Source organism: Arthrobacter sp. P1_B9, assembly GCF_056406495.1.
On sequence record NZ_JBFUAA010000015.1, the window covers coordinates 1 to 23,203 of the forward strand.

At 68.4% G+C, this 23,203-nt stretch carries 11 protein-coding genes; 7 read left to right on the forward strand and 4 right to left on the reverse strand.

Annotation, left to right across the window (positions count from 1 at the left end; genetic code table 11):
* A partial coding sequence (locus tag AC1D1A_RS17490; protein ID WP_476948306.1) for a DUF222 domain-containing protein occupies positions 1 to 1,034 on the forward strand: 1,034 nt, incomplete at its 5' end.
* Positions 1,035 to 1,488: 454 nt separating this feature from the next.
* Here AC1D1A_RS17490 and AC1D1A_RS17495 read toward each other — a convergent pair.
* The 4 genes from AC1D1A_RS17495 to AC1D1A_RS17510 form a co-directional block, all read right to left on the reverse strand.
* Complete coding sequence (locus tag AC1D1A_RS17495) at positions 1,489 to 3,462, reverse strand: serine/threonine-protein kinase (RefSeq protein ID WP_476948307.1); 1,974 nt, start codon at positions 3,460 to 3,462, stop codon at positions 1,489 to 1,491.
* An 82-nt stretch (positions 3,463 to 3,544) separates the two neighbouring features.
* Positions 3,545 to 7,864, reverse strand: a complete 4,320-nt coding sequence (locus tag AC1D1A_RS17500; protein WP_476948308.1) for an FtsK/SpoIIIE domain-containing protein — start codon at positions 7,862 to 7,864, stop codon at positions 3,545 to 3,547.
* Between the two features lie 61 nt (positions 7,865 to 7,925).
* On the reverse strand, positions 7,926 to 9,272 hold the full coding sequence (locus AC1D1A_RS17505; protein WP_476948309.1) for a hypothetical protein: 1,347 nt from the start codon (positions 9,270 to 9,272) through the stop codon (positions 7,926 to 7,928).
* Positions 9,269 to 12,127, reverse strand: a complete 2,859-nt coding sequence (locus AC1D1A_RS17510) for a hypothetical protein (RefSeq protein WP_476948310.1) — start codon at positions 12,125 to 12,127, stop codon at positions 9,269 to 9,271. Before AC1D1A_RS17510 ends, AC1D1A_RS17505 begins: the two co-directional genes overlap by 4 nt.
* A 231-nt stretch (positions 12,128 to 12,358) precedes the next feature.
* On the opposite strand from AC1D1A_RS17510, the gene AC1D1A_RS17515 reads away from it, so the two are divergent.
* The 6 genes from AC1D1A_RS17515 (at position 12,359) to AC1D1A_RS17540 (ending at position 23,203) form a co-directional block, all read left to right on the forward strand.
* Positions 12,359 to 12,640, forward strand: a complete 282-nt coding sequence (locus tag AC1D1A_RS17515) for a hypothetical protein (protein WP_028275663.1) — start codon at positions 12,359 to 12,361, stop codon at positions 12,638 to 12,640.
* A gap of 126 nt (positions 12,641 to 12,766) precedes the next feature.
* A complete protein-coding gene (locus AC1D1A_RS17520; protein ID WP_476948311.1) occupies positions 12,767 to 18,364 on the forward strand; it encodes a DUF6531 domain-containing protein in 5,598 nt (1,865 codons plus the stop codon).
* A gap of 30 nt (positions 18,365 to 18,394) precedes the next feature.
* Positions 18,395 to 19,165: a hypothetical protein gene (locus AC1D1A_RS17525; RefSeq protein ID WP_476948312.1), complete on the forward strand. Its 771-nt coding sequence runs from the start codon at positions 18,395 to 18,397 to the stop codon at positions 19,163 to 19,165.
* A gap of 653 nt (positions 19,166 to 19,818) precedes the next feature.
* Complete coding sequence (locus AC1D1A_RS17530; RefSeq protein ID WP_223915556.1) at positions 19,819 to 20,361, forward strand: PadR family transcriptional regulator; 543 nt, start codon at positions 19,819 to 19,821, stop codon at positions 20,359 to 20,361.
* Positions 20,362 to 20,369: 8 nt separating this feature from the next.
* Positions 20,370 to 22,079 carry an ABC1 kinase family protein gene (locus AC1D1A_RS17535; protein ID WP_476948313.1) on the forward strand — a complete coding sequence of 570 codons (1,710 nt, stop codon included), beginning with the start codon at positions 20,370 to 20,372 and terminating at the stop codon, positions 22,077 to 22,079.
* 71 nt (positions 22,080 to 22,150) lie between these two features.
* On the forward strand, positions 22,151 to 23,203 hold the full coding sequence (locus tag AC1D1A_RS17540; RefSeq protein ID WP_476859715.1) for an alpha/beta hydrolase: 1,053 nt from the start codon (positions 22,151 to 22,153) through the stop codon (positions 23,201 to 23,203).

The following is a 23,203-nucleotide window of genomic DNA, read 5'->3' on the forward strand; positions in this document are numbered from 1 at the left end:
CGATGGAGCACGCCCTGACCCGCACCGCGGCCGAGAACGACGCCGACTTCCTGGCCCGGATCAGCCGCAGCTGGGCCGAGGCACTGGACCAGGACGGCGCCGAACCCTCCGAGGAACTGCTCCGCCAGCTCCAGGGCGCCTTCCTCCGCAAACCCCGGCACGGCCTGCAACACCTGGAAATCTTCGCCACCACGGACCAGTTCGAACACCTGATCACCGTGATGAACACCGCCACCAACCCCCGCACCGGCCCGGACACCGGCCAGGGCACCCCCACCGGCAACACGGCACAGGCCGGACCGGGCGAGGGCGGGGCGGGCGAGGGTGGGGCGGCGGATGCGCCAGGCCCGGCTGCGGAGCCCGCCACGGCCGAAGAGGACCCGTCGCTTCTGTCCCTGGACCTCCGCTCCCGGCCCCAGCGGCTGCTCGACGGCCTGGTCGGCGCGTGCAAAGCAGCCCTCGCCACCGGAGGGCTACCCGCCGCGGGCGGGCTCCGGCCCCAGGTCATGGCCACCATCGACTACCGCGACCTGCTCACCCGGCTCGGGACGACTCCCGCCGAAGCAAGCGCCCCTGCCAACACCGCACAGCACGGCACCGGAACCAGGCACGGCACCGGGACGCTGCTGTTCACCGGCCCCGTCACCGCCGGCACCATCCGCAAAATCGCCTGCGACGCGGACATCATCCCCGTCGTCCTCGGCGGCGAGGGCCAGGTCCTGGACATCGGCCGCGCCTCCCGCATCTTCCCGCCCCACATCCGCAAGGCCATCACGGCCCGGGACCGGGGCTGCGCCTTCCCGCAATGCACCATCCCGGCCTCCTGGTGCGAGGCCCACCACATCACCTACTGGTCCCGCGGCGGAACCACCGGAACCGGCAACGGAACCCTGCTCTGCTCCCATCACCACCACGTGATCCACAAGGAACACTGGAGCATCCAGATGCGCACCGGCATACCCTGGTTCATCCCGCCACCCCACCTCGACCCAGCCCAGACACCCCGCCGGAACACCTACTTCCGCCTGGAGTGACCCCGTGGCCGCCGCGTGACAGACGCCCTGACGGCAGGGTGACCGCGTGGCTCGAACGGCAGCGGCCCGGACGGCCGGGTGGCCGGGTGACAGAAGCCCGGACGGAGGCGAGCCGTGCGCGTCGGACGTCAGCGGGCTGGCCGCCCCGGGCAGCGGCCCGGACGGCCGAGTGGCCGCGTGACAGAAGCTTGGACGGAGGCGAGCCATGCGGTTCGGACGGCGGCCGGGTGGCCGCGTGACAGAAGCTTGGACGGAGGCGAGCCATGCGGTTCGGACGGCAGCGGGCTGGCCGCCCCGTGAACAGCGGCCCGGACGGACGGCGGGCTGGCCGCCCCGTGAACAGAAGCCAGGACGGCCGGGTGGGCTGAGCGGCTCGCACGTCCAGGCCAAGGTCATGGCCGCGCGGGGGGCAACCCCGAGTCCTCAGTCCTGGGAGCCCCGGGAGCCCTCCGTCTTACGAGTTTTCCCGGGACGTGATACCAAAGCTCGGAGACTGCAGCTCGGTGAAGTTCCCGACGCTGGCACGCACGGTGCACTGGGGCGTGATCTGCAGGGCCGTCACGGTAAGCCCCGCGCTGTCCACCGCGAGCGCCCCGCCGCAGCCGTCGGAAAACCGTACTCCTTTCTCGCCGCCACTCACTGCGGCGAGCATCTGCGAGGGCTTGCCCGATGCAGGACTGACGTAGAGCGGGTTCAGCTCGTCGGCGCCGCCCGCCCAGACTGGCACGAGGGTGATCTTTAGCGGGCTAGGCGTCACGACGCGCGCCGGAGTACGCACCTCCACGCCCTTCAGTCGCTGGACGGTATAGGCCGTGCCCTTGACGGCAGGGTCCTGCGTCGCGGCCGTCGTCGCCTCGGACCCAGCCCGCAGCCATGCGTCGAGGGCCTGCTGGTCCGCCGGTGACACTGACACCTTGGCGGTGACCTGGGCTGCCCCTCCCGCCGGGACCTCCAACCCCGAGACCTTCCAGCCGCATTCGACGTCAAGGCCGGTGATCGAGGCCTGATTCCTGCTCACCGAAGCCCCGTCCCATGTGACCGCAGGGCACGCTTCCCCATCGGCCAGGCCCGGGATCACCTCAAGGAAATCACCGGACAATGGCGCCTTCTGCGCCGCGTACGCGACAGTCAAGCGGACCTGACCGGAGGACGGCTCATAGGAGGCCTCCCGCGAGATTGTCAGGCCGGTTGGCAGCGCCGCGTCCTGAAGTTGCTTGGACACCTGGCCTTCCGCGGTGGGCCGCATTTGCTGACCTGCAGGGGCGAGGACAACGAACCCCACGACCATCGCGACGACGAGCAGGGTGGCGGCGCCCGCGAGCAGTAACGCTTTGCGAGTGCGCCAGAACGGGGTGGAGACCTGTTCCTCGAGCCGGGCCTCCGCACGGGGCCGCACTTCGCGACGCGGGATTGGCCGGGCGATGGTGGCGCTGTCGGCCTCCCCGAGCTCGGGAGCCTTCCCGGCGTGGTCATCTGGCGAGCCTGACGCGAAGGCCGCGAGGTCCTCGTCCGTGAAGGCGCCCCGGACGACGGTGGCCGAGCGTTCGACGGCGTCGAAGTCCTCCGGGGCCTCGGTACGCGTGATCGGGCTGCTGCCGGCAAGGCGGGGTGCGAGACGCCGGAGCGTCGCCGCGGCCTCACTCGCCGTCGGGCGTCGGGCGGGGTCTTTGGACAGCAGCGAGTCGAGTACGTTCCATACCGCGTCGTCCACGGGGATCCGTGGCTGGCGCGAGGAAACATGGCGGTACGCGACGCTGAAGTCCGTCCCCGGCCCGGCGAAAGGAGTGCGCCCGGCGAGGAGCTCGTAGAGCATGATGCCCGTTGAGTACACATCGCCCGGCGGGCCGGACCGGCCCTGGCTGATGAGCTCGGGAGGCATGTAGTGCGGGGTGCCGATGAGACCGGTCGTCTGGCGGATCTTCTCGCCCACGACGTCGGAGATGCCGAAGTCGGAGACCCGTACGTCGCCCGCGGCACACTCGGGCCAGGGGCGGGCGAGGAGCACGTTGTCCGGCTTAATGTCGCGATGGGTCACGCCTCGTGAGTGCGCGAAAGCCAGTGCGTCGAACACTTCGGCGGCGACGTTGAACGCGTCCAGAGGACGCAGCGGTCCCGTCTCCTTGAGCGCGTCGCGCAGCGAGCCTCCCGCGACGTAGTCCATGACGATGGCCAACCGCGCGCCTTCCACCACCATGTCGCGCACCGTGACGATGTGCGAGTCCTGCAGGCCAAGCAGGACGGATCGCTCACGGACGAACCGCTCTACGAGCGAGGGATCGTCGGCGTGCTCCGGGCGCAGGACTTTGGCGGCAAGCGTCCGGCCGTCGGCAGAGGTGACGGTCCAGACCTCGCCGACGGCGCCGGAGCCCACCCGTTCGCCGAAGCGGTAGGACGCTCCCAGAGCCTGACCCGTCTGTGCGAATTTCATACCGTACTCCCCAACGCTATCGATCTGATTCTTCAAGGCCCCCGGCCGTCCACTCGTTCGTCGTAGGCGCTCGTAGCCGGGCTCAGCCCTCGGCGCTCATCGACTGGATCAGTGCCAATTGGCCGCCGACGCCGATATATCCACGCCCCGCACTCAGCGCCACCGGCGCCCTGCGCGGGAGTGCGGTGCCCAGCAGTTCGCCGTCGTAATCTGCATCCGGTTGCAGCAGCACGCCCAGGCGGGATTTGCGGAGCGTCTTGGTCCAGTGACTGTACAGCCCGCGGAGATCCGTGGCCCGTCCGGCCGCGATGACGCACAGCCCCGGCTGCCCGGATGTCACAGCCCCCGCGATGGATTGATCGGTGTCCTCGAAGCGCTCTGCGTCGTCAATGAGCAGGAACACTGGGCCGCGCTCGAGGCGCAGGGAGGCCAGCAGGGCCGGCACTTCATCCGTGCCGACGGCCACGCGATCCAGATCGGCGAGGGCCAGGGGCGAGCGGCGATCGCAGATGCCCCACACCTGAGCCGGCCCGCGTGAGGTGGTCGCGCCACGCAGGGCTGCGGCCAGGGCCAGCAGCAGCGTGGACTTTCCCGACCGGGCAGGCCCGGCGACAAGCGCGTGCTCGCCCTCGTAGATTTCCAGGAAAGCCGGCGAGAGGTCAGCCTCCTTTATTCCTACCGGGATGAGCCAGGGTTCGGCCTCCAGCCGGGGTTCCACCCCTAGCTCCAGCATGGTGACGTTGGAGGGCAGGCGCCGGATCGCCGGGGTCTTCGCGGGTGCGTGTGCCCAGCTTTGCCGCATGCGATCCACCGCAGCCTCGACCCCGATACCGGGCGTGGCCACATGCATCTGGAGCGAGGTGCGGGGATCCACGCAGCGCCCAGGAAGCGCAGCGGGGATTTCCTTGCCCCGGACGCCGAGCGAGGAGTAGTCGTAGTCGTCCGCCAGCCGGAAGAGCCACTTCTGCAGCGTCACCTCGTTCATGGCCGAGGGCACCGCCTTGGCGCGTGTGGTGGAGACCGCGAAGGACAGTCCCAGCGCCGGGCCGTCCGCGTACGCCCGATACAGCAGCGCCAGCAGCTGCTGCCCTTCGAAATCCTGGAACTCGTCCCGCAGTGAGGCCAGGCCGTCCAGCAGCACCACGGTGCGGCGGTGCCTGCCAGGCTCGGCGCGGCGGCTCTCGAGCTCCGTGTGCAGGTGCCGGAGGAAACGGGCCTGCTGCTCCTTGGCACCGGCCCCGGTTCCCACATACGCCACGGTGTGCGGCAGGCGTTCCAGGGCTTCGAGTTCACGGGAGCCCATGTCGAGGATCATCAGGTCCAGTTCGGCCGGATCGGCGTCCTTCGCCAGTGTCAGCGCGATCGAGGCCAGTGTGGTGCTCGTGCCGGAGCCGGCCACGCCCATGAGCATCAGGTTCCCCACGGACATGTCCCATCCCGCCGCGGACTGGCGCTGCAGCTCCGGCTCGTCGACGATTGCCACCTGGACCGTGGAGCCTCGGACGGCGCCCACCATCGGCAGCGGCCGGCGTGCGGGATCGGTGGGAGTGTCGGACGGTGTGGCGCGACGGCCGCCGTCCGGCTGAGGATGGTAACCCTCCAGCTCCACACGCTCACCCAGGGCCTCCGGCCAGACCTGCCGCGGCTGGGCGTACCCTGCCTCGGCGTTGGCTTCGACAACCGCGTCGATGAGCAGTTCGAGGTCGTTCTCGTCCACGCCCGCAGACCGTGGCGGCGCCGCCGCGGGCACGGGGACGCCGAACTGGCGTATCTCGCGCACGTCCACGGCGGGCCCGGCGCCGAGCTGCGCCCGTCCGGTCACGAGGGCTGTCTGCACGGGGGTGATGTCGTCCTGGCCCAGTTTCACGAATGCCCGGCCCATCTGGGCCCGGCCGATCGCCGAGGCGGCGGGCACACCGATGACGTTGTTGGAGTCGTCGCGGCTCTGCACCCGAAGGGCCACCCGAAGGTTGGTGTTCGCGAGGATGTCGTCGCTGACGACGCCCGCCGGGCGCTGCGTCGCCAGGATCATGTGCACTCCCAGGGTGCGGCCCACTGCGCCCACGCTGACGAGCGCTTTGAGCACGTCCGGGAAGTCCTTGGCCAGCATGGCGAACTCGTCGATCACGAGCAGCAGCCGGGGCATGGGCTCGGCCGGGTTCGTGGCCAGGTAGGCGTTCAGGTTGTCGATGCCCTCGCCGGCCTCTGCGAAGACCCGCTGGCGGCGTTCCATCTCCGCTTCCAGGGCGCGGAGGGCCCGGTCGGCGAGCTGCTCGTCCAGATTGGAGATCGTGCCAATGGTGTGCGGAAGGCGTTCGCATGCCTTGAAGGCGGCCCCGCCTTTGAAGTCGACGAGGATAAAGTTCAGGCGCGTCGGATCGTTGCGTGCCGCGAGGCCGGCCACAAGCGAGCGGAGGAACTCGGACTTGCCGGAGCCGGTGGTGCCGCCCACCAGGCCGTGCGGGCCGTCCTTGACCAGGTCCAGGGTCAGGGTGCCGTTCTCCCCTGTGCCGATCGGCGTGGAGACTCCGGTGGGAGCCTGCCACATGCGACGGATCGTGGTCGAGTCCGGGCGGTCGTAGCCGAGGAGCCCGGGCAGCCGCACAAGCGGGGGCAGCGAGGCCCCGGGCACGCTCAGCTCCGGATCGTCGAAGTGCGCCACGCGCATTGCGCAGCGCAGGGCCTCCTCCTGGTCCAGGCCCGCCAGGATGACGTCCTCCACGCGGGTCAGGTCCTCCGGCTGGTCCACAGTGGCCGCTGCGTCCGAACCGACCCTGATGATCGTGGTGCAGGAGGCCGGCAACTGTTCCTCCGAAGTCGCGATGACGATGCCCGCCACCCGGCACGGGCGCTGCTGCGGGCTCCCATGGGCCCCGGGCACGGAGCGGCCCGTGCCGAGCAGCGCGCGCGCCGGTGAGTCCCTGCCCTCCGTGAGGACCTCGGAGTCCAGGACCACCAGCATCGCTGGTGTGGGCAGCTCCTGCACAGCGTCCTTGAGCGTGCGCAGCATGGCCAGGCTCGCCTCGCGGTCCGCGGACATCCACCGCTCGCCCGTGCTGCTGCCGGCCTGGCGCGTGTGCGGCAGCCATGAAGCCCACTCCCACTCGTCAGCGCGTCCGGCGTCGCAGAAGACGCCGATGGTCAGGTCGGCTGGGCCGACGTGCACCGCGGCCTGGGCCAGGAGGGATCGCGCGAGCGCCAGAGTCCCCTCCCGCGGCCCGACGATACCCACCACACCGGCGTCGGTCAGGTCCACGAGCACGGGCGCGGCCTGAAGGCGCGCGGCCGCGAGGGAGTCCTTCACCTTCTCATCCAGCCGCGACCCGGCGGTGCGGTCCACCTCGGGCTTCCAGTGGACGTCACCTGTGCCGGCGTGCAGGGCCAGGAAGTCGTCCGCGTCGGCGCGGCGCTGCCACAAGGACGTGGCGGGGAGTGCGGGGCGCCGGACTACGGTCGCGGGATCGGGGATCATCCGATGGCGTCGTGCGGTCTCCGTCGCTGCGGCTTCGCGGATCTGCCGCTCGAATCCCTGGAGCGCCCCGGCGAAGCGCTCGTCCTCTTCTTTGAGGCCCCGGGCGTGACGGCGCTTTTGTTCGAACCACATGCCCACGGCCATGACCGGGCTGAGCATGGCGAACATCGCGAAGCGCAAGTCCCGCAGGATCAACACCATCGCCGCTGCCATCACGAGGGGCGCGAGCACCGTGATGTAGCTGAATTTGCTGGCCGGCGGCACGTCCTTGCGGCCCGGCGGGACCAGTGGCTCGCCCGCCGGGGCCTGCCCGGGGCGGGGAGGCCGGTTGAAGGGCGCTGTCGCCGCCGGCGTGAGGTTGTGCAGGCTGCCAGGCGCCGGGGCGGGCGTCTCGTCCAGGGACCAGCGCAGGAGGAGCACCGCGCCGCCCGCCGTGATCGTGGCGGTTTCTGTCACCAGGACCCCGTCCTCCCCCACCGGCTCGCCATTAACGAGGGTGCCGTTCGTGGACCCGCCATCGAACACCCGCAGCCCGTCCTCCTCCCGGCGCAGGCGGCAGTGGTCCCATGACGCGCTTTCGGTCGGAAGGCTCAGATCGGCGTGAGGGGACCGACCGATGAGCATCTCTCGCCCGTGCGGAACGTCAATCACGCCGCCGGTGCTCTGGCCGCCGGCGAGCGTCACGCTCCAGCCGCGCACGCGCTGCGGAATCTGCCACGGCGCCCGCGAGATGCGGCTACCCTCCAGGAAGATCAGCTCTGACACGGGGGTGGAACCACGCACCTCGGCCTCGTTCACGAACACCGCCTCATCGGGTGCCAGGCGCGGGCCACCGGCGGCCTCCACGAGGTCTGTCAGCGTCGTGGCGGGCGCGGCGTGAGCCACGTCGCACTCAAAGCGACGCTCGTCCAGGTCGATCAGCACACGCACCGGGCGCTCCTTCAGTGGTGGATGGTCCCCGCCCGCTTTGGTGCGAACCGGGGGCAGGTGGTCAGGGGTTTGCCGGCGCCGGCACCCAGACGAGCCGCGGAGCGGCCTCATCCGGCGGGCGCAGGCCCAGATCCTGAGGGGAAGCGTAGACCGGGATTGCCTCCGCGGTCAGCGCCGCGGAGCGCGAGAAATCCAGCGCCGGCCCGGCGAGGCCGTCACCAGGACCGAAGGACATGGTGCGCAACGCCGCGCCGACCTTGGACGGCTCGCCGCTTCCAGCCGATGCGGCCGCCCGTACGAGGGCGACGACGGCGTCGTGGCTGCGTGAGTCCGCCGCCCATGCGTCGGCGGAGAACGCGGCATCGCCCGTCAGGTTCTTGACCTTCGGGTCGCCGGAGGCCAGGCGCACGGCGGACAGGAATGCGGACATCCCGCGCCCCTGGGCGTCCTGCTGGAGCGCCGTGGCATCGCCGCCGGCCGGGGCAACGCTGACCAGCTGCCCGGAGGCGGCGCCGTCGAGTTCGGCGAGCGTGGAGGCGAAGGCCGGGGCGGTGGCACCGTCCGGTATGACGACGGGGACGGACACGTCGCGGGCCTGCAGGGCCTGGACCAGACGGGCCAGCCGCTGCGGGGTGGCGGCCGAGACAACCACGGCGTCCGCGGGCTCGGCGACCCCCGTGGACCCGGCGCCTGCTGGGGCGTCCTCGGCAGGAGGGCGCAGCTGGTCCCCTGTTCGGATGGCGGCCTCCTGGGCCAGGTCCGTCACCGCGTCGAAGCCATCGAGGTTCAGCGTCTGTGAGATCCCGACGGAGGCAGGGACCTCGCCGCCGTCCCCGACGAGCAGCACCCTGTTTTTGCCGTTCAGCGCGGTGCGAAGGGCGGCCGCGACGGATGCGCCCGACGGCCTCGTGGTCCAGGTGGTCTGCGCGGGGTCCGATGGTTCGGCGTAGGGCAGGATCGCCGGGAGGCCGAGCTCCTCGGCGGTCTTTGCCGCGGCCCGGGCCGGCGCACCCGTGGTCGCCACGACGACACCCGATGCTCCCTGCGCGGCGAGCGCGTGGACGGCGGCGCGGGCGCCATCTTCCGTGCCGCGGTCGTTCTGGGCTGCGAGGGCGACGGTGGCGCCGCCCTTGGCAAAGCGCTGTGCGGCGACGATCGCGCCCTGTGCCGCCCGGTTGTACTCGGAGCCGGGCTCGCCGGACTGGCCCAGGGTGAGGACGACGCCGATGGAGAGGTCCTTCGGCAGGCCCTCGGCCTGCAGCGCAACGGGAACCGTCGCGGCTACCGGATCGGGCCGTGAAGCCTCCTTGGGACGGCTCAGCGCCACGGTCGTCAGGGCGATCGCAGCCGCGAGGACGACAGTGATGCCCGCGACGATCAGGGTCGTGAGCCCGGTGCGGGAGCTCATGCGGTGCCGCCGATCTTCAGTGTGTACAGGGTCTGCGACGTGGCGCCGGCCGGCACCTCGAGGTGGAACGGTGGCAGTTCGTCGACCGCGGTGAGTGAGGCCTTGAACTGCGCCTGGCGCAGGAGCAGCCCCGCCACGTCCCTGGAGCGGATATTGGCATAGCCCTCAGCGTTCTGCGATGCCAGTGCCAGCTGATAGTCAGCGGTGTCGGCTTTGGCGGCGCTTGTGGCCATGGAGCCGAGCAGGCCGGATCCGTTCACCGAACGGTCGCCCAGGTCGAGCATCACCTTGGTGAGGCTTGAGGACAGGAGGGCGCTGGCGCCCTCGACGTCACGGGTTGAGCCGGACGTGCTGGAGGCGATGTTCGCGAGCGAGGACTGCGTGCTCTTGTCCAGGGATGCGGCCAGCGCGTCGCTCTGCCCGCGCAGTTCGTCCCGCTGCTTATTCACCGTGCCCTCGGCGTCGTTCACCACCTCGTCCGAGGTGGACTTCAAACCGGAGATAGAGCGGTTGAAGGCCGTGATCACGGCGTCGGAGCCCGCGTCGCCGATCTCGGCGACCCGGCGCACTTGCTCGTCCACGGTCTTGTAGACCTCGGCGGCGGTCTCCGCCGAAACCTCGCGGAGGGACTTCTTGATCTTGTCGCCGAGCCCGTCCTGCTGCTCCTTGAGCTTCGCGAGCGTCGAGCCGACCCGGCCGGAGGAGTCGATCGCCTTACCAAGCGCGGCGTCCAGGGCAGCGAGTTCCCGCTTGTTGCTGTTGACGTCGCCCGTGGCGGCGCCGTCGAGCGCCTTCGTGGCTTCTTTGATGGCGTCCAGCTTGGCGTCGATGTCGTCGATCGTCGTCCCCAAAGTGGTGAACGCCTGGCCGATCTCCTCGTCCGGGGCGGTGGTGTCGGTGGCCGCCAGGACCGCGTCCCAGGCGGCCGTCTGGGCCTGGATCCGATCGTCCAGCGGGTCCTTGAACCCCAGCGGCGGCCGCAGTTCCTGCGCCGGGTTTCCGCTTTCATCCGTGGGCTCGCACGGTGCGGACGTCAAGTAGGAACGCAGCCGCTCCGCTTGCTCGGCGGACAGTCGGCCCTCGCGGGGCGAGGCGCCGTCGGCCATCTTGCACAACTCGTCGGCGAGCCGCTGCGTTTGCTGCGTCATCGAGCCGTTCAGCAGCGAGCGGTCACCCAACTCGCCCCGGGCGTCCTGCGCAGTCTTCTTGATGTCGCCCAGCTTCTGCCGCAGGCCGTCGATGCTGCCGCGGACCGCAGCGGCCGCGTCCCGGGTCGCGGCGACGGAGCCCCGGGCGGACTTGATCGCTTCTTCCACGTTTGCGAGGGCAGTCTTGTAGTCTTCCGTGGTCTCGGCGCCGTCGAGGACCGCAGCGAAATCGGCGCGAACCTTCTCCAGCGTGACGGCGGCAGCCTCCTGATCCTTGATCGCGCCCTCGACCATCTGCGGCTGCAGGTCCGCCACAAGCTCGTCGCCCTTCTTCACCAGGCCCAGCAACGCGCCGGTGACGGTCACGGCAGAGCCGTAGAGGGAGCATGTCATCGAGCCCTGCTCCGCGCATTCCTCCGCGGTGGGGTCCTCGGGGCCCATGGTGGCCTTGATGGCGCCAGCGACGATATCCCGGCAGCCCGCACTCACCTTCGCGTAGGCGTCGAGCTGCGAGGCCATGGTCTGGATGCTGGAGTAAACCGTGGCCGCCTTCCCCGATTTGGGCACCTCCGCGGTGCAGCCGTCACCGTTGATGGGGGCCGTCGCGGGCACGGCCGAGGTGTCGCCCAGCATCGCGTCCACGGCGGCGACGGTCAGCTTCAGCTGGGACGCGGTGGTGGACTGCGTTGACTTCGTCGCGGCCTCCAGGTCGGCGCCGAGAGTCTTCAGTTGCTCCTTCAGGTCCACCATGGTTGCGGCCAGGGCCGTGGAGTTATCGCGCAGCTCGCCCGCGGTCTTCGCACCCAGGGTCTGAGAGGTCACCTGCAGGTTCCGCCGGACCTCGGTGATGGTGGAACCGGCCTTGGTCAACACGGTGTTGACGTCCGAGACCAGTGAGATAGTGCGGCGTTGCAGCCCCATCTCGGAGCCCGCGCCGGAAGAGAACGCGCCGGCGAGCACGCCGTCCGCGCTGAGGTCTGTGTTAAGGCCCGGCTGGACCGCCACGTCGAAAGCAGGGACCTGAAAGTCCTTGACATCAGCAACGAGGCGCAGCGTGGTGCTCGCCCCGGAACGCGGCGGGGCCAGCACGGTGGCCCACTGCACCACGGTGGCACCGTCCTCGGTGCTGCTCAAGACGCCGTTGGTGCCCGTTCCGCCGTCCGCAGAGCCGGCGGTGACGTCGTCGGCCCGTACACCGGTGAGTTTCGTTGAGGCGGCGATAGTCAGCGGGGCGCCTACGAGGGCGGTATCGGAGCGGGTTTGGCCAGCGGCATCGTACTCGATGACCCGCGGCTTAACCGTGAGGTTCTCCAGAGTCAGGTCGATCTCGACCGGCCCGGTGTGGCCTTGAAGCTCGGTGAGGTCGGAGCCGGACTTGTCGCCGGCCCGGTACTGCAGGCTCACTCGCACCGGCAGTTCGCCCACCGCCTGGGCGGCGTCGTACTTCGTGTCCGCTGCGGAAGAGTCGCCGGCCGCGGACACAGAGATGGTGGTGCCTTCGATCGTCTCGACCCCGGCGGCCGGGGACATGCCCACGCGCACGCTCTGCAGGAGCTTGACCGGATTGGACACCGATTCCGGCTCGGGGGCCGGGCCGCACGACGTCGTCGCGATCAGCCCCAGGCCGGCAAGGAAGGCGCCCAGCGCCCGGCCGGGCGCGATGCGGCGCCCCGGGATGTGCTGGTGCGTGGTAGTCCGTCTGGACATGATCGTCCCCTCTTCCGTTCATGGTGCCTTCAGCATGATACGGGGTTTCACTCACGAATGGACTAATCGCGGTTTGCCTGTGTCATGCGCATGACTTGGGCGGTCATGTCCCGCCGTCCTAGTTTTTCTTTTTGTTGGATTTATTGACGTGTGTTGGTAGCGTCGGCACCGTCTGGTCGTCGGCGGTTACGTGTCCGGCGGAGAAGCGCTTGTCTCTTGGGAGGAATTTCTATGTCGCGTGTGTTGTCTACTGAGCAAGCGAAGGCTGCGATTGGGCAGGTGCAGTCGATCATTAACGGTGGTTTCACGGATCAGATCTCGGCGCTGGATGCGCAGGGACGAGTTTTGTCAGATCCGAATATTTGGGATGGTCCCCTGGCTGCGCAGTTCCGAGGTTCTACGTGGCCGGAGACGAAGGCTGCTTTGGACAAGGCCAAGGAGGAACTCGAGCAGTTGCGGGGGCAGCTGCAGAAGATTTCGCAGGACATCTTCTCTGCTGGCGGCGGCGCCTGAGCCTGTATGTGATTGCGTGAGGGCCAGGTAGTCGCGCCGCTCTGGTGAGTGGGCGGTTACCTGGCCGATGCACGTTTGGTGGTTTGTCTTTCTGTTCCAGTTCTTGTTCTGTGGGGGGCTTTGGTTGTGACCGATTTCGTTGAGGTGCCGCTGTTGCCGGCGTCGGATGCTTCTCATGGCGGGCGGTTCAGTTATGCCGTGGCCGAGGCGGTGCAGTCGGTATTTGAATCGGCGGCGTCGCGGGTTGAGGGGCAGGCGGGGTCGCGGGCTTCGTATGTTTCCACGGCGAAGACGGACTTCCAGGGCCATTTCTCGGACCTGTTCGCGGCGAACGCAGTAACGGCTGCGGGCGACGCGGAGGCCCTGGTCTCAGCATTGCGGACGGTCGCCGGCTATGTGGGGCAGATGATCGAGGCCGGGCGTGATGAGGATGATCGGCGCCGGCGGAACAACGAGTGGGTCCGGGAGCACAACGACCGGAACGGCTTCGAACAGGCCAGGGACTGGTTTTTTGGTGAGTCGGAGCGGCCGAACGCGGATCCGGGTCCGGCCCCGTCGTTTGCTCCGGCCTCGGCGGCCCTGGGCTCACGGGAAACCCCGGCGCCCGGTGGCGGGTATGGAGGCGGGACGTCCTCGGCGCGGCCGGCTGATCTGCGGTCCTTCGCGGCAGGGTCGCGGGGCCTGGACGACGGTTTGGCGGCCGAGCCGGGCTCGTTGCACGGGCAAATGTCCTCGTTCGCGTCTGCTTGCTACTGGGGTTCAATAGACGCGTCCGGAGTGATCACCGCATACCGGCGGTACTTGCAGGCGAACGAGAACGACGCGAAATGGGCGGTGACGGTTGCGGATGCATTTGCCGCTGCCGGCGGCGAGGGGGCCGTGTCGAGTGTTTCAGACGCGGCGGTGAACGAGGCGCTCGCTGCGGCGGGGGTGAGTGCGACCCGGTCCTCGTTGGCGATTGATCCGCCCACGGCGGCCGGTGCGATGCCGACCAGCGGGTACGCCAATGATCCCGTGAACACCTCAACGGGAAACTTCATCGAGCCGGAAACGGATCTGGGGTTCGCCGGGGTTGCCTCAAACGTGGTGCTGTCTCGGATGTACAACTCGCTGGCGTCAGGTTTGGAGAGGCCCGGGGTGTTTGGTCCTGGGTGGGCCTCGGTTCTGGATCAGTACCTCACGGTCTCGGATGAGGGGTGCCGGTGGGTGATGGCTGATGGCCGCGCCGTGGACTTCCCCCGGGAGGGCACCGGCTGGGGCAGGGGTGTGGGAGAGAATTACTGGCTGGCCCGCGAGCATGCAAAGGCTGCTGACCTGGCGGAGCTGGGCTCCCTGCCTGACGGTACGGTCGAGCTCCTGGTGGTCCGGGACAACCAGGGCGCGTGGTGGGCTTACAGCCTGGCCGGCGTGTGGCTCGGTGCCGGGTCCGGGCCTGGCCGGACGGCGTCCGTTCTCCGGGAAGGGCCAGCTGACGCCGGCTGTGCCGGACTGGTGACCCGGCTGGCGCATGTGCGGGGCCGTTTCCTCGACGTCGAGTACGTGGACGGGCTTGTTGCCGTGGTGAGGGCCTCGGACGGGCGCCGGGTGGAGTACGCGTACGACGCCGCTGGCAGGCTGACCCGCGTGGAGACCGGGCTGGGGACGCGCACCTACCGGTGGAATGAGCAGGGCCTGATCGAGGCCGTGGTCTCGGCTGCGGGCGTTCTCGAGGCAGAGAACACCTACGACGAACACGGCAGGGTTGTCCTGCAGACCTCCCAGCATGGGCGCCGGACCAGGTTCGCGTATCTGCCGGGCCGGGTCACGGTGGTTTCGGATGAGGACGGTACCCGCTCAAACTCGTGGATCGCCGATGCGAAGGGCCGCCTGGTCGGGGTGCTTGATTCCCATGACCAGCGTCAGTCCATGGCGTATGACGGCCACGGAAATCTGGTGTCGTTCACGGAGCGCGACGGGACGGTCACGGTGCACGCCTACGACGGGCGGGGCCGGAAGACCCGGACCGTGACCCCGGAGGGCGCGGACCTCACCTACGGCTGGGATGAGCAAGACCGCATCACCACTCTGGTGACGGAGTCCGGGTCGGTCGTCTCGTATGAGTATGCCGGTGAGGTGTCGCGGGATCCCTCGGTGATCCTGGACCCGCTGGGCGGGCGCACCGAGCTTCAGTGGCGGAACGGGCAACTGGCCCAAGTAGTGGACCCGGCCGGAGTGACGGTCGGCTTTGAGTACGACGGGTTCGGGGACCTGGTCGCGACCCGGAACGCTGTAGGAGACATCGCAAGGATCGTCCGTGACCATGCGGGCCGCCCGGTCACGGCCATCAGCCCGTCGGGCGCTGAGACCCGTTTCAGCTACGACGCCGCGGGCCTGCTGGTGCGGCGCGAGGACCCGGACGGCGCCGTCTGGGCCTTCGAACACGATTCGGCGGGGCGGACGACGGCGTTCGTCGCCCCGGACGGCGGGCGGACCGAACTCGAATACGCCGTCAACGGTGATCTGGTCCGGACAATCGATCCGTTGGGCCGGGCCATTGAGCGGGTCTTCGATGAGCTCGGCAACGTCACCGCCGCGGTGCTGCCCGACGGTGCCCGCTGGGGCTTTGTCCATGACACGCTTTCCCGGCTGGTCGGGATCACGGACCCCGCCGGCCATGACTGGGTACGGGAGTACGACAAGATCGGCGCCCTGACCGCCGTCGTCGACCCCACCGGGGTCCGCACAGACGCGACCGCGGACCGCAAGGCCGGGACGGCGACGCTGACGGACGCGTTCTCATCCTCGACGTACAGCTTTGACGAGTACGGGCGCCCCAGGCAGGTCCAGGGGGTGGACGGCTCCGCGGAGCTCACCTCCTATGACGCGGCGGGCAACCCGGTGGAGCTCGTCGACGGCGACGGCGGCCTGACGGTCCTGGGCCGGGACGTGGCCGGGAAGATCACGTCGATCACCTCCCCCAGCGGTGCCGTTACCCGGTACGAGTACGACGTGTGCGGGCGGCCTTGGAAAACCACGGACCCGCTCGGCGCGGTCACGGAACTGGCCTACGACGCCGATCAGCGCGTCACTTCCCGGACGCTGCCCACGGGCGAGGTCGAGACCTTCGAGTACGACCCGTGCGGACGGCTTGTGCTGCGCCGCACCCCCGGCCAGGGCGTTTCCCGGTACGGCTACGACAATGCCGGGCGGCTGACGTTCAGCCAGGACTCCTGGTACGGCACGCGCCGGTTCAAATACAACACCGCCGGGGAACTGACCGAGACCGTCAACGGCGTGGGCGGCCGGACCCTGTTCGAGTACGACGTCCGCGGGCGCCTGGTCCGGATCACCGATCCCCTGGGCGGGGTGACCACCCGCACCTACACGGCCACGGACCAGGTTGATTCCGTCACCGATCCGCTCGGGCGGATGAGCACCGCCACCTACGATCCCGCCGGGCGGCAACTGTCCCAGACCGACCCGGACGGACACACCACAACCTGGACGTATGACCGGGCCGGCCGGGAATCCTCCACCTCGTTCGACGGGAAGCTCATTGCCGGCGTCGAACGCGACCTGATCCGCCGCCGCGTAATCATTACCGATTACACGGGCGCTGACGGGCTGGCCGTCGAGCACGAGCTCGCGTATGACCGCTGCGGGCGGCTGGCGTCCCGCACCCGCGGCGGCCGGGGAATGTCGTGGAAGTACGACGCCGACGGGAACCGCACCGGTTTCACCGACGCGCACGGAACCACCACCACTTATGTCCGGGATGCCGCAGGCCGGGTGACCGCTGTCAGCAACCCCCGGCTCGGGGAGGCCGTGTTCTCCCACGATGCGTCGGGGCGTATCACCGCAGCCACTGCCGGGAACCTAGTCCAGGAATGGGCCTACCGCTACGGGAGCCTGTCCGAGCACAGCCGCACGGACCGTTCTGACCCGCTCTCGACCGATGTCACCCTGATCGGCCGGGACGAGGACGGCCGGATCACGGCCCTGACCCGCGCCGGTACTGTGACCCAGTACGGGTATGACGGGGCCGGCCAAATGGTCTCGGCCGCCACCACCCGGAACGGGGAGCCGCGGCTTCCCTCTGCGGTCTCCGAGTGGATGTACGACGCCGGCGGGCGCCTTGTCCGGGAATCCACGCCGGGTGGCTCCCGGGTCTATGAGTACGACGCCGCTGGACAGCTCCTCGCCGTCACGGACGCTGACGATTCACGGACTGAGTATGTTCATGACGGCCTGGGCCGCCGTACCCGGCTGATCCGGCCGGACGGGTCCTGGACCGAGTACTCGTGGGGTCAGAGCGGCCAGTTGAAGAGCGTTGCCGACCGCACGCCCGACGGCATGGAAACCTCCCGGCATGAGCTGTGGGTGGACGCCCTCGGCGAGCTGGCTGCTATCGATGGGTCGGAGCTGTGGTGGGACACCGCCACCCCCATCCCCACCCTGGCCGGCTTCGGCGGTGAACAGGTCCTTTCGTTGCCTTGTGGTGTCACCGGGATCGGGGACGCCTGGATCGCGCCGGGCTGGCGGGCCGCCCGCCCCACCGACCAGTCCGACCCCTGGGCCGTCATCGGCGCGCCGGCAGTCCCTGGCCCGGGTGGCACTGCCGTTGGTGGTGCCGCTGGTTTGGGTTCGGTGTCCGGGCTGGCCGGTGTGCTGCCCGCCGGGATCACTCTGACCGGCAACGGCGGCCTGGACATCGCTGGCCTGGAGTGGCTCGGGGCACGTGCGTACGACCCCGCTACTCGTGGTTTCCTCTCCACCGATCCTCTCTCCCCCGTCCTCGGCGCGGGCTGGGACGGCAACCCCTACGCCTACGCCGGCAATAACCCCCTCAACACCACCGACCCCACCGGGCTGCGTCCGCTCACTGATGACGAGCTGAAGGCCTACGACAAATCGGCCGGGAGCCACTGGGAGTACGTCGTTGCGGGACTCGCCGTGGCCGCTGGCGTTGCTGCATTGTTCGTGCCGGGGCTCAACATCATCGCGGCAGGAGCTATCGCCGGGGCATTGAGCTCGGGTGGCCTCTCGGTCTTTTCCCAGAAATCGCAGAAGGGTTCGGTCGACTGGTGGTCGGTCCTCGGCAACACCGCGATAGGCGCGGCTACCGGTGCTGCAGGCGGCGGCGCGGCCATGTGGACTAGGGGCGTCCTCGCGGGTGCGCCGGCCGGACAGGCTGCAGCAGCGCTCGGAGTAAGTGCTGGCGCCAACGGGGTCGTCGGTGCGGGTGCAAGCGCCGCGAGCTACCTTTATCAGAAAGGCGGGCGCATCAATAACGGCTGGGACTTTGCGGGCAAGATCGCTGGTGGTGGCTTCGCCGGTGCCGTAGGCGGCCTCGCGGGGCCGGCCGGCGGCAGCCTCGCCAGAGGGATGTCATTGTCGTCGACCGGCGTGGTTGCCAAGGCCGGAACGATGGCCATCAGTGGCGTTGGTGCGGGAACAGGTTCGATGCTGGAGAACGTCGTCGCCGGGGATCCCATTGACCCCGCGAAGGCCGGGGCAACAGGCCTGTTTGGAGCGGGTGCTGCCGCGATACCTGTGGGGCGCATACCGGCGTTCAACCAGACAGGCGTTAGCACGCTAAGGCAGATGCCGTACTTTGCGCCTCGGACTGTGAACGGCATGTTTAACTACAACCAGACGAATACCGTGGGACTGTGGGGAGGCGCCTTTGGAGGTGGCACTGTCGGCTTCGGTGGCGACCAACTCCAGAGCGCACTCGGATGGTGAGCAAAACAGGCCTAGAAAGGGTTGGTTGTTGTGGGAAGAAAAGCTGAGCATCCGGTAAGGAATGCTCTGATCCTTAGTGGCGTGTTATTGAGCGCCACGGTCGCGGTGATCCTGGCAGGACCTCAGGACCACGTGTCACAGGAGGTCGTGGCACTACTCGCCGGCCTGGCCGTGGGTGTGTGGTTGCTGCGTTTCTCACCGCCCTGGCGATGGCTAGCCATGTTGGTTTTGGTGCTTTCCCTCGTTCTCTGTTTGGTGTTGGGCCCAGCCGGAATCGCGTGGTTCGGTGGGTTTATTTCGGGCACTCAGGCAGGACTGGCCTGGCAGCATGCGAATAAGCGGAGCCGTCAGCCCGCTAAGCCGAGCCGGGAAACCACAAATAAGGCGGAGTGGCTTGTTGATGGGCGGGGCCTTAGCACCGTCGCGGAGGCACGTGAGGCGGCTGGTGCTGCGCTGCATTCCTTGGACGGGAAGTTGCGTGGACGGCTGGCTGTTGAGCATGGGTCGGCACGTTTTGAGGTGGCCGGTGGTGTTGGGCTGGGGATGGTCTGTCACCGGAATGCTGATGCTGACCAGGAGAGTTCCTGGGCGGTGTTGTTGCGGCCCGGACAAGCGAAGGATGAATCGGTGGAGGTGCCGATGGGTGATGCGACGGGCTTCATTCCTTCTCGGTTCGTTAACGACCTCGGACCTGTCGAGGCGGCACTGACAGATTTCCTCGGGAACCCGGGATCAGCGTCGTTGGGCCCGGAATGGATGACGGGTAACGACGCAGAAGCCACTCGCCTGACCACTTTCTAACCACTAAATGGTGTCGCGATTGGCAGGAATGTGAGATCGTCGCGGCCCGCTTGTTCCGGGACGGCGAGTTGGAAAAACGGGTCGAGTATCCCACTGGATTAGTAATCAGCGATTCCGAGTTACAGACATAAGTTGGAGTCGTTCTGAACCACATGGGCCTTTGACCACAATGCTGAATCAGTGGAGCCCCTGGAGCGACTTGCAGGAGTGTCAGCGGATTGCCGATCGCCTTTTTCGGGAGGGCCGGAGGGAGGATTGGGTTGAGTACTCAACGGCCATCGTCGTGCCGGGTTAGGCGTTGGGGGAATACTCAGCAATGCTTCGAGGACAAAAGGCCGGCCGCCGCGCTCAACGGCGCTAGTGATTTGCACGTCGCGAAATCTCCAGATCGACCGTGGCGACCAATTCTGAAGTAGGAAAAGCGTATGGTTCGGTGGATTTATTTTGGGCACTCAGGCAGGACTGGCCTGGCAGCATGCAAGTAAGCGCCGTGAGCCCGCTCAGCAGGCCCGGGAAACCGCAAAAAAGGAACGCTGACGGCTGTCGGATCACGATGCAAGATGTGGATCGCCGGCGCTCTTGGTTTCGCAAATTTGCGCGTGTATCGTTGGCTATCGTTGTATATCGTTCACGGTCGTCCAGAGGAGAGCATGATGCGCAGTTCTTACCCGGCAGGCGGATTTCGCGGCAACAATGTCGACGGCATGTGGCAGGCCGTAGAGGAGTTGCGTTCGAGGTTCGAGAAGCGCTCGGGTTCCCGGGCGGGGCGTGGCGAGGTGCGCTCGGCTGTGCTGGCACTGCTCGCCGAGCGGCCGATGCACGGCTATCAGATTATTCGTGAAATCGAGGAGCGCAGCGGCGGCACCTGGAAGCCCAGTGCTGGCTCCGTCTATCCGACCCTCCAGCTGCTGGCCGACGAGGGCCTTATCCGTGCTGAGGAATCCAACGGCCGCAAGATCTATTCCCTGACGGACGCGGGCCGCGAGGAGATGGCGGGTGCCGGTACGTCAGCGCCCTGGGAGTCGACGGGTCCGGCGTCGGGCTCGGGATTCGCGGCGCTGCCCAAGGCGGGCGTCGAGCTCGCGCAGGCCGCCTCCCAGGTGGGACGCACCGGCACACCGGAGCAGGTGCAGGAAGCCGTGGCGGTGCTCGATGACGCGCGCCGCCGGCTGTACGCGATCCTCGCCCAGGGCTGACCGGGGTGATGTCGGTTCGCCGGGACCGGGCAGCTCCGGGACCCGGCGCCCGGGGCCACCGGGCCCGTTACCGCCGCATCCTGCGCTTCGCCGCATGGCATCTCGCGGTGACCTGGTGGTTCGAGCTGTTCCTCCCCCGCATCGGGCTGGTGCGGATTGCCGAGCGCACCAGGGCGAAGAGGATGCGGCGCTTCGCGCAACGCTTCCATGCGCTGGCGGTGGACCTCGGCGGCCTCATGATCAAAGTCGGACAGTTCCTGTCCTCCAGGCTCGACGTGCTGCCGCCCGAGATCACCAAGGAACTCGAGGGGCTGCAGGACGAGGTGCCTCCGGTTTCGTTCCCCGCGATCCGCGCCCTCGCCGAAGCTGAGCTGGGCGCGCCGCTGGAGCAGTTGTTCGCCTCGGTCGAGGAGACACCGATCGCAGCAGCGTCCCTCGGGCAGGCGCACCGGGCGAGGCTTGGCCCGGGCGACGCCGCCGACACCGGGCTCGACCGCGTGGTGCTAAAGGTGCAGCGGCCGGGCATCAAGGCCATTGTCGACGTCGACCTGGCGGCACTGCGCAAAGTGGGCGGCTGGCTCAGCCACGTGCGCCTGGTGTCCGATCGTGCCGACATGCCCGCCCTGGTCGAGGAGTTTGCGCAGACCAGTCTTGAGGAGATCGACTACCTGAATGAGGCGGCGAATTCGGGGCGGTTCGCTGCCGATTTCGCCGACGACGGCCGGGTGGAGGTGCCCGACGTCGTCTGGGAACGGAGCACCCGCCGCGTGCTCACCCTCGAAGACGTCACGGCGATCAAGATCACGGACTCGGAGGCACTGCTGGCGGCGGGCATCGATCCGGCCCAGGTCGCCCCTGTTTTTGCCTCGGTTATGTTCGACCAGATTTTTACGAGTGGCTTTTTTCATGCCGATCCGCACCCGGGGAACATCTTTGTCACGCCGGTTGCCGATCCATCCACGGAGCACCCATGGAAGCTGACATTCATCGACTTCGGCATGATGGGCGAGGTTCCGGCGAGCACACGCAGCGGTCTGCGGAAGCTGCTCATCGCTGCCGCTTCGCGTGACGGCAAGGGGTTGATGACCGCGATCAGCGACGTGGGGGTGTTGGTGCCCTCAGCCGACACGGTCGAGCTTGAGCGGGCGATGACGCACCTCTTTGCCCGCTTTGGCGGGATGGGCTTCGCCGAGCTTCGCGAGGTTGACCCCCGGGAGTTCCGTGATTTTGCGGTGGAGTTCGGTGACGTGGTCCGCTCGTTGCCGTTCCAGATGCCGGAGAACTTCCTGCTCATTATCCGGGCGATGTCACTGACGTCGGGTGTGTGCAGCTCGCTGGACGCCCGGTTCAATCTGTGGGACTCGGTCGAACCCTATGCGGCGCAGCTGCTGCGCGACGAGCGCGGCAACATCGTGCAGGACGTTGCCCAGCAGGCGCTCGATGCCGCCGGGATGGCGCTGGGTCTGCCGAAACGTCTGGATGGGCTGCTAACCCGGCTCGAGGACGGTTCACTGTCGGTAGCAAATCCGCGCCTTGAGCGGCAGCTGGGACGGCTTGACCGCACGGCGCAGCGATCGGCATCGGCGCTGATCTTCGGCGCCCTGCTGGTTTCCGGCTCCGTGGTCCGCGCGGATGACATGGTGCTCGGCAATGTCCTGATGATCGCGTCGGTGCTTCCGCTGCTGCATGGGCTGTGGGTGGGGCGCAGCGGCCGCTGATCGAGCCGGTGACGGGGGTTTTGTCGCGCCGGACCCCGTTGGGTTCCGCTGCCGGGGGATATCATCAAACCGTGAAGGAAGGCCAGCCTTTTCGTCCTGCGAACCCCACCGAAACCCCCAGCCCCGGCCCCACAGGGCTCAACCCCACTTCCTGGAAGTCCTCGATCCTGAACGGGAGCGGCGCTCTCGCGGCGGCCGCCCTGATAGTGGTCCCGCTCTGGATGCTGCTCAGCAACCCGGCCGTCCTCGGCGGCCACCCCGCCCTGCCAACTCTCCTGGTGGCCGCCGTCGCACTGGGGATTCTTTGGGCGCTGATTCTGGTCAGACGCTGGTGGTTCGGCGGCAAACAGCAGCGTAGCGGTGACATTTCCACCTGGCAGTTGGTCCGCGGGATCGCAGGCAGGCTCACGGTCCTCGGTTTCGTGGCGGCGCTGATGTGGCTTAGCCCGTTCCCCCACCAACCCGACCGGGAGAAGACGGTCCCGGCCAATGGACCCACCGCGACCGCGCCAGCCGGGTCAAAGGCTGCAGATGACGCCACTTCGATTACCCTTGCCCCGGCGGGCAAAGCCACCACGGGTCTCGTCTTCTACCCCGGCGCCAGGGTCGACGCGCACGCCTATCAGGAGCTGCTGCAGCCGCTCGCGGACGCGGGTCATCTAGTCGTCATCCTGAAACCACCCCTTGGCGTCTCCCTGCTGGACACCAACCAGGCCCGTGCAGCCATGGACCGGCATCCCGAAATCGCTTCCTGGGCCGTCGGTGGTCATTCGTTGGGCGGCGTGAGCGCATCATCCTTCGCGGCGGCGAATCACGACGTCTCCGGGCTGCTGCTCTTTGCTTCGTACCCCGCAGAGAACATGGCGGACGCGCAGGGCCTCTCGGTGCTCTCCATCTCCGGCTCAAACGATGGCCTGAGCACCCCGGACAAGATCGCGGCGTCGAGGTCCCTGCTCCCGCCAACCACCACCTACGCAACGGTTGTGGGCGGCGTGCACGCGTTCTTCGGTGACTACGGTGGGCAGCCCGGGGACGGCGAGCCGGGCATCAGCCGCAACGAGGCGCAGCAGCAGATAGTTGCCGAGTCGCTCCGCTTCATGGACCGGCTCAAGGCTTCCGGCTAG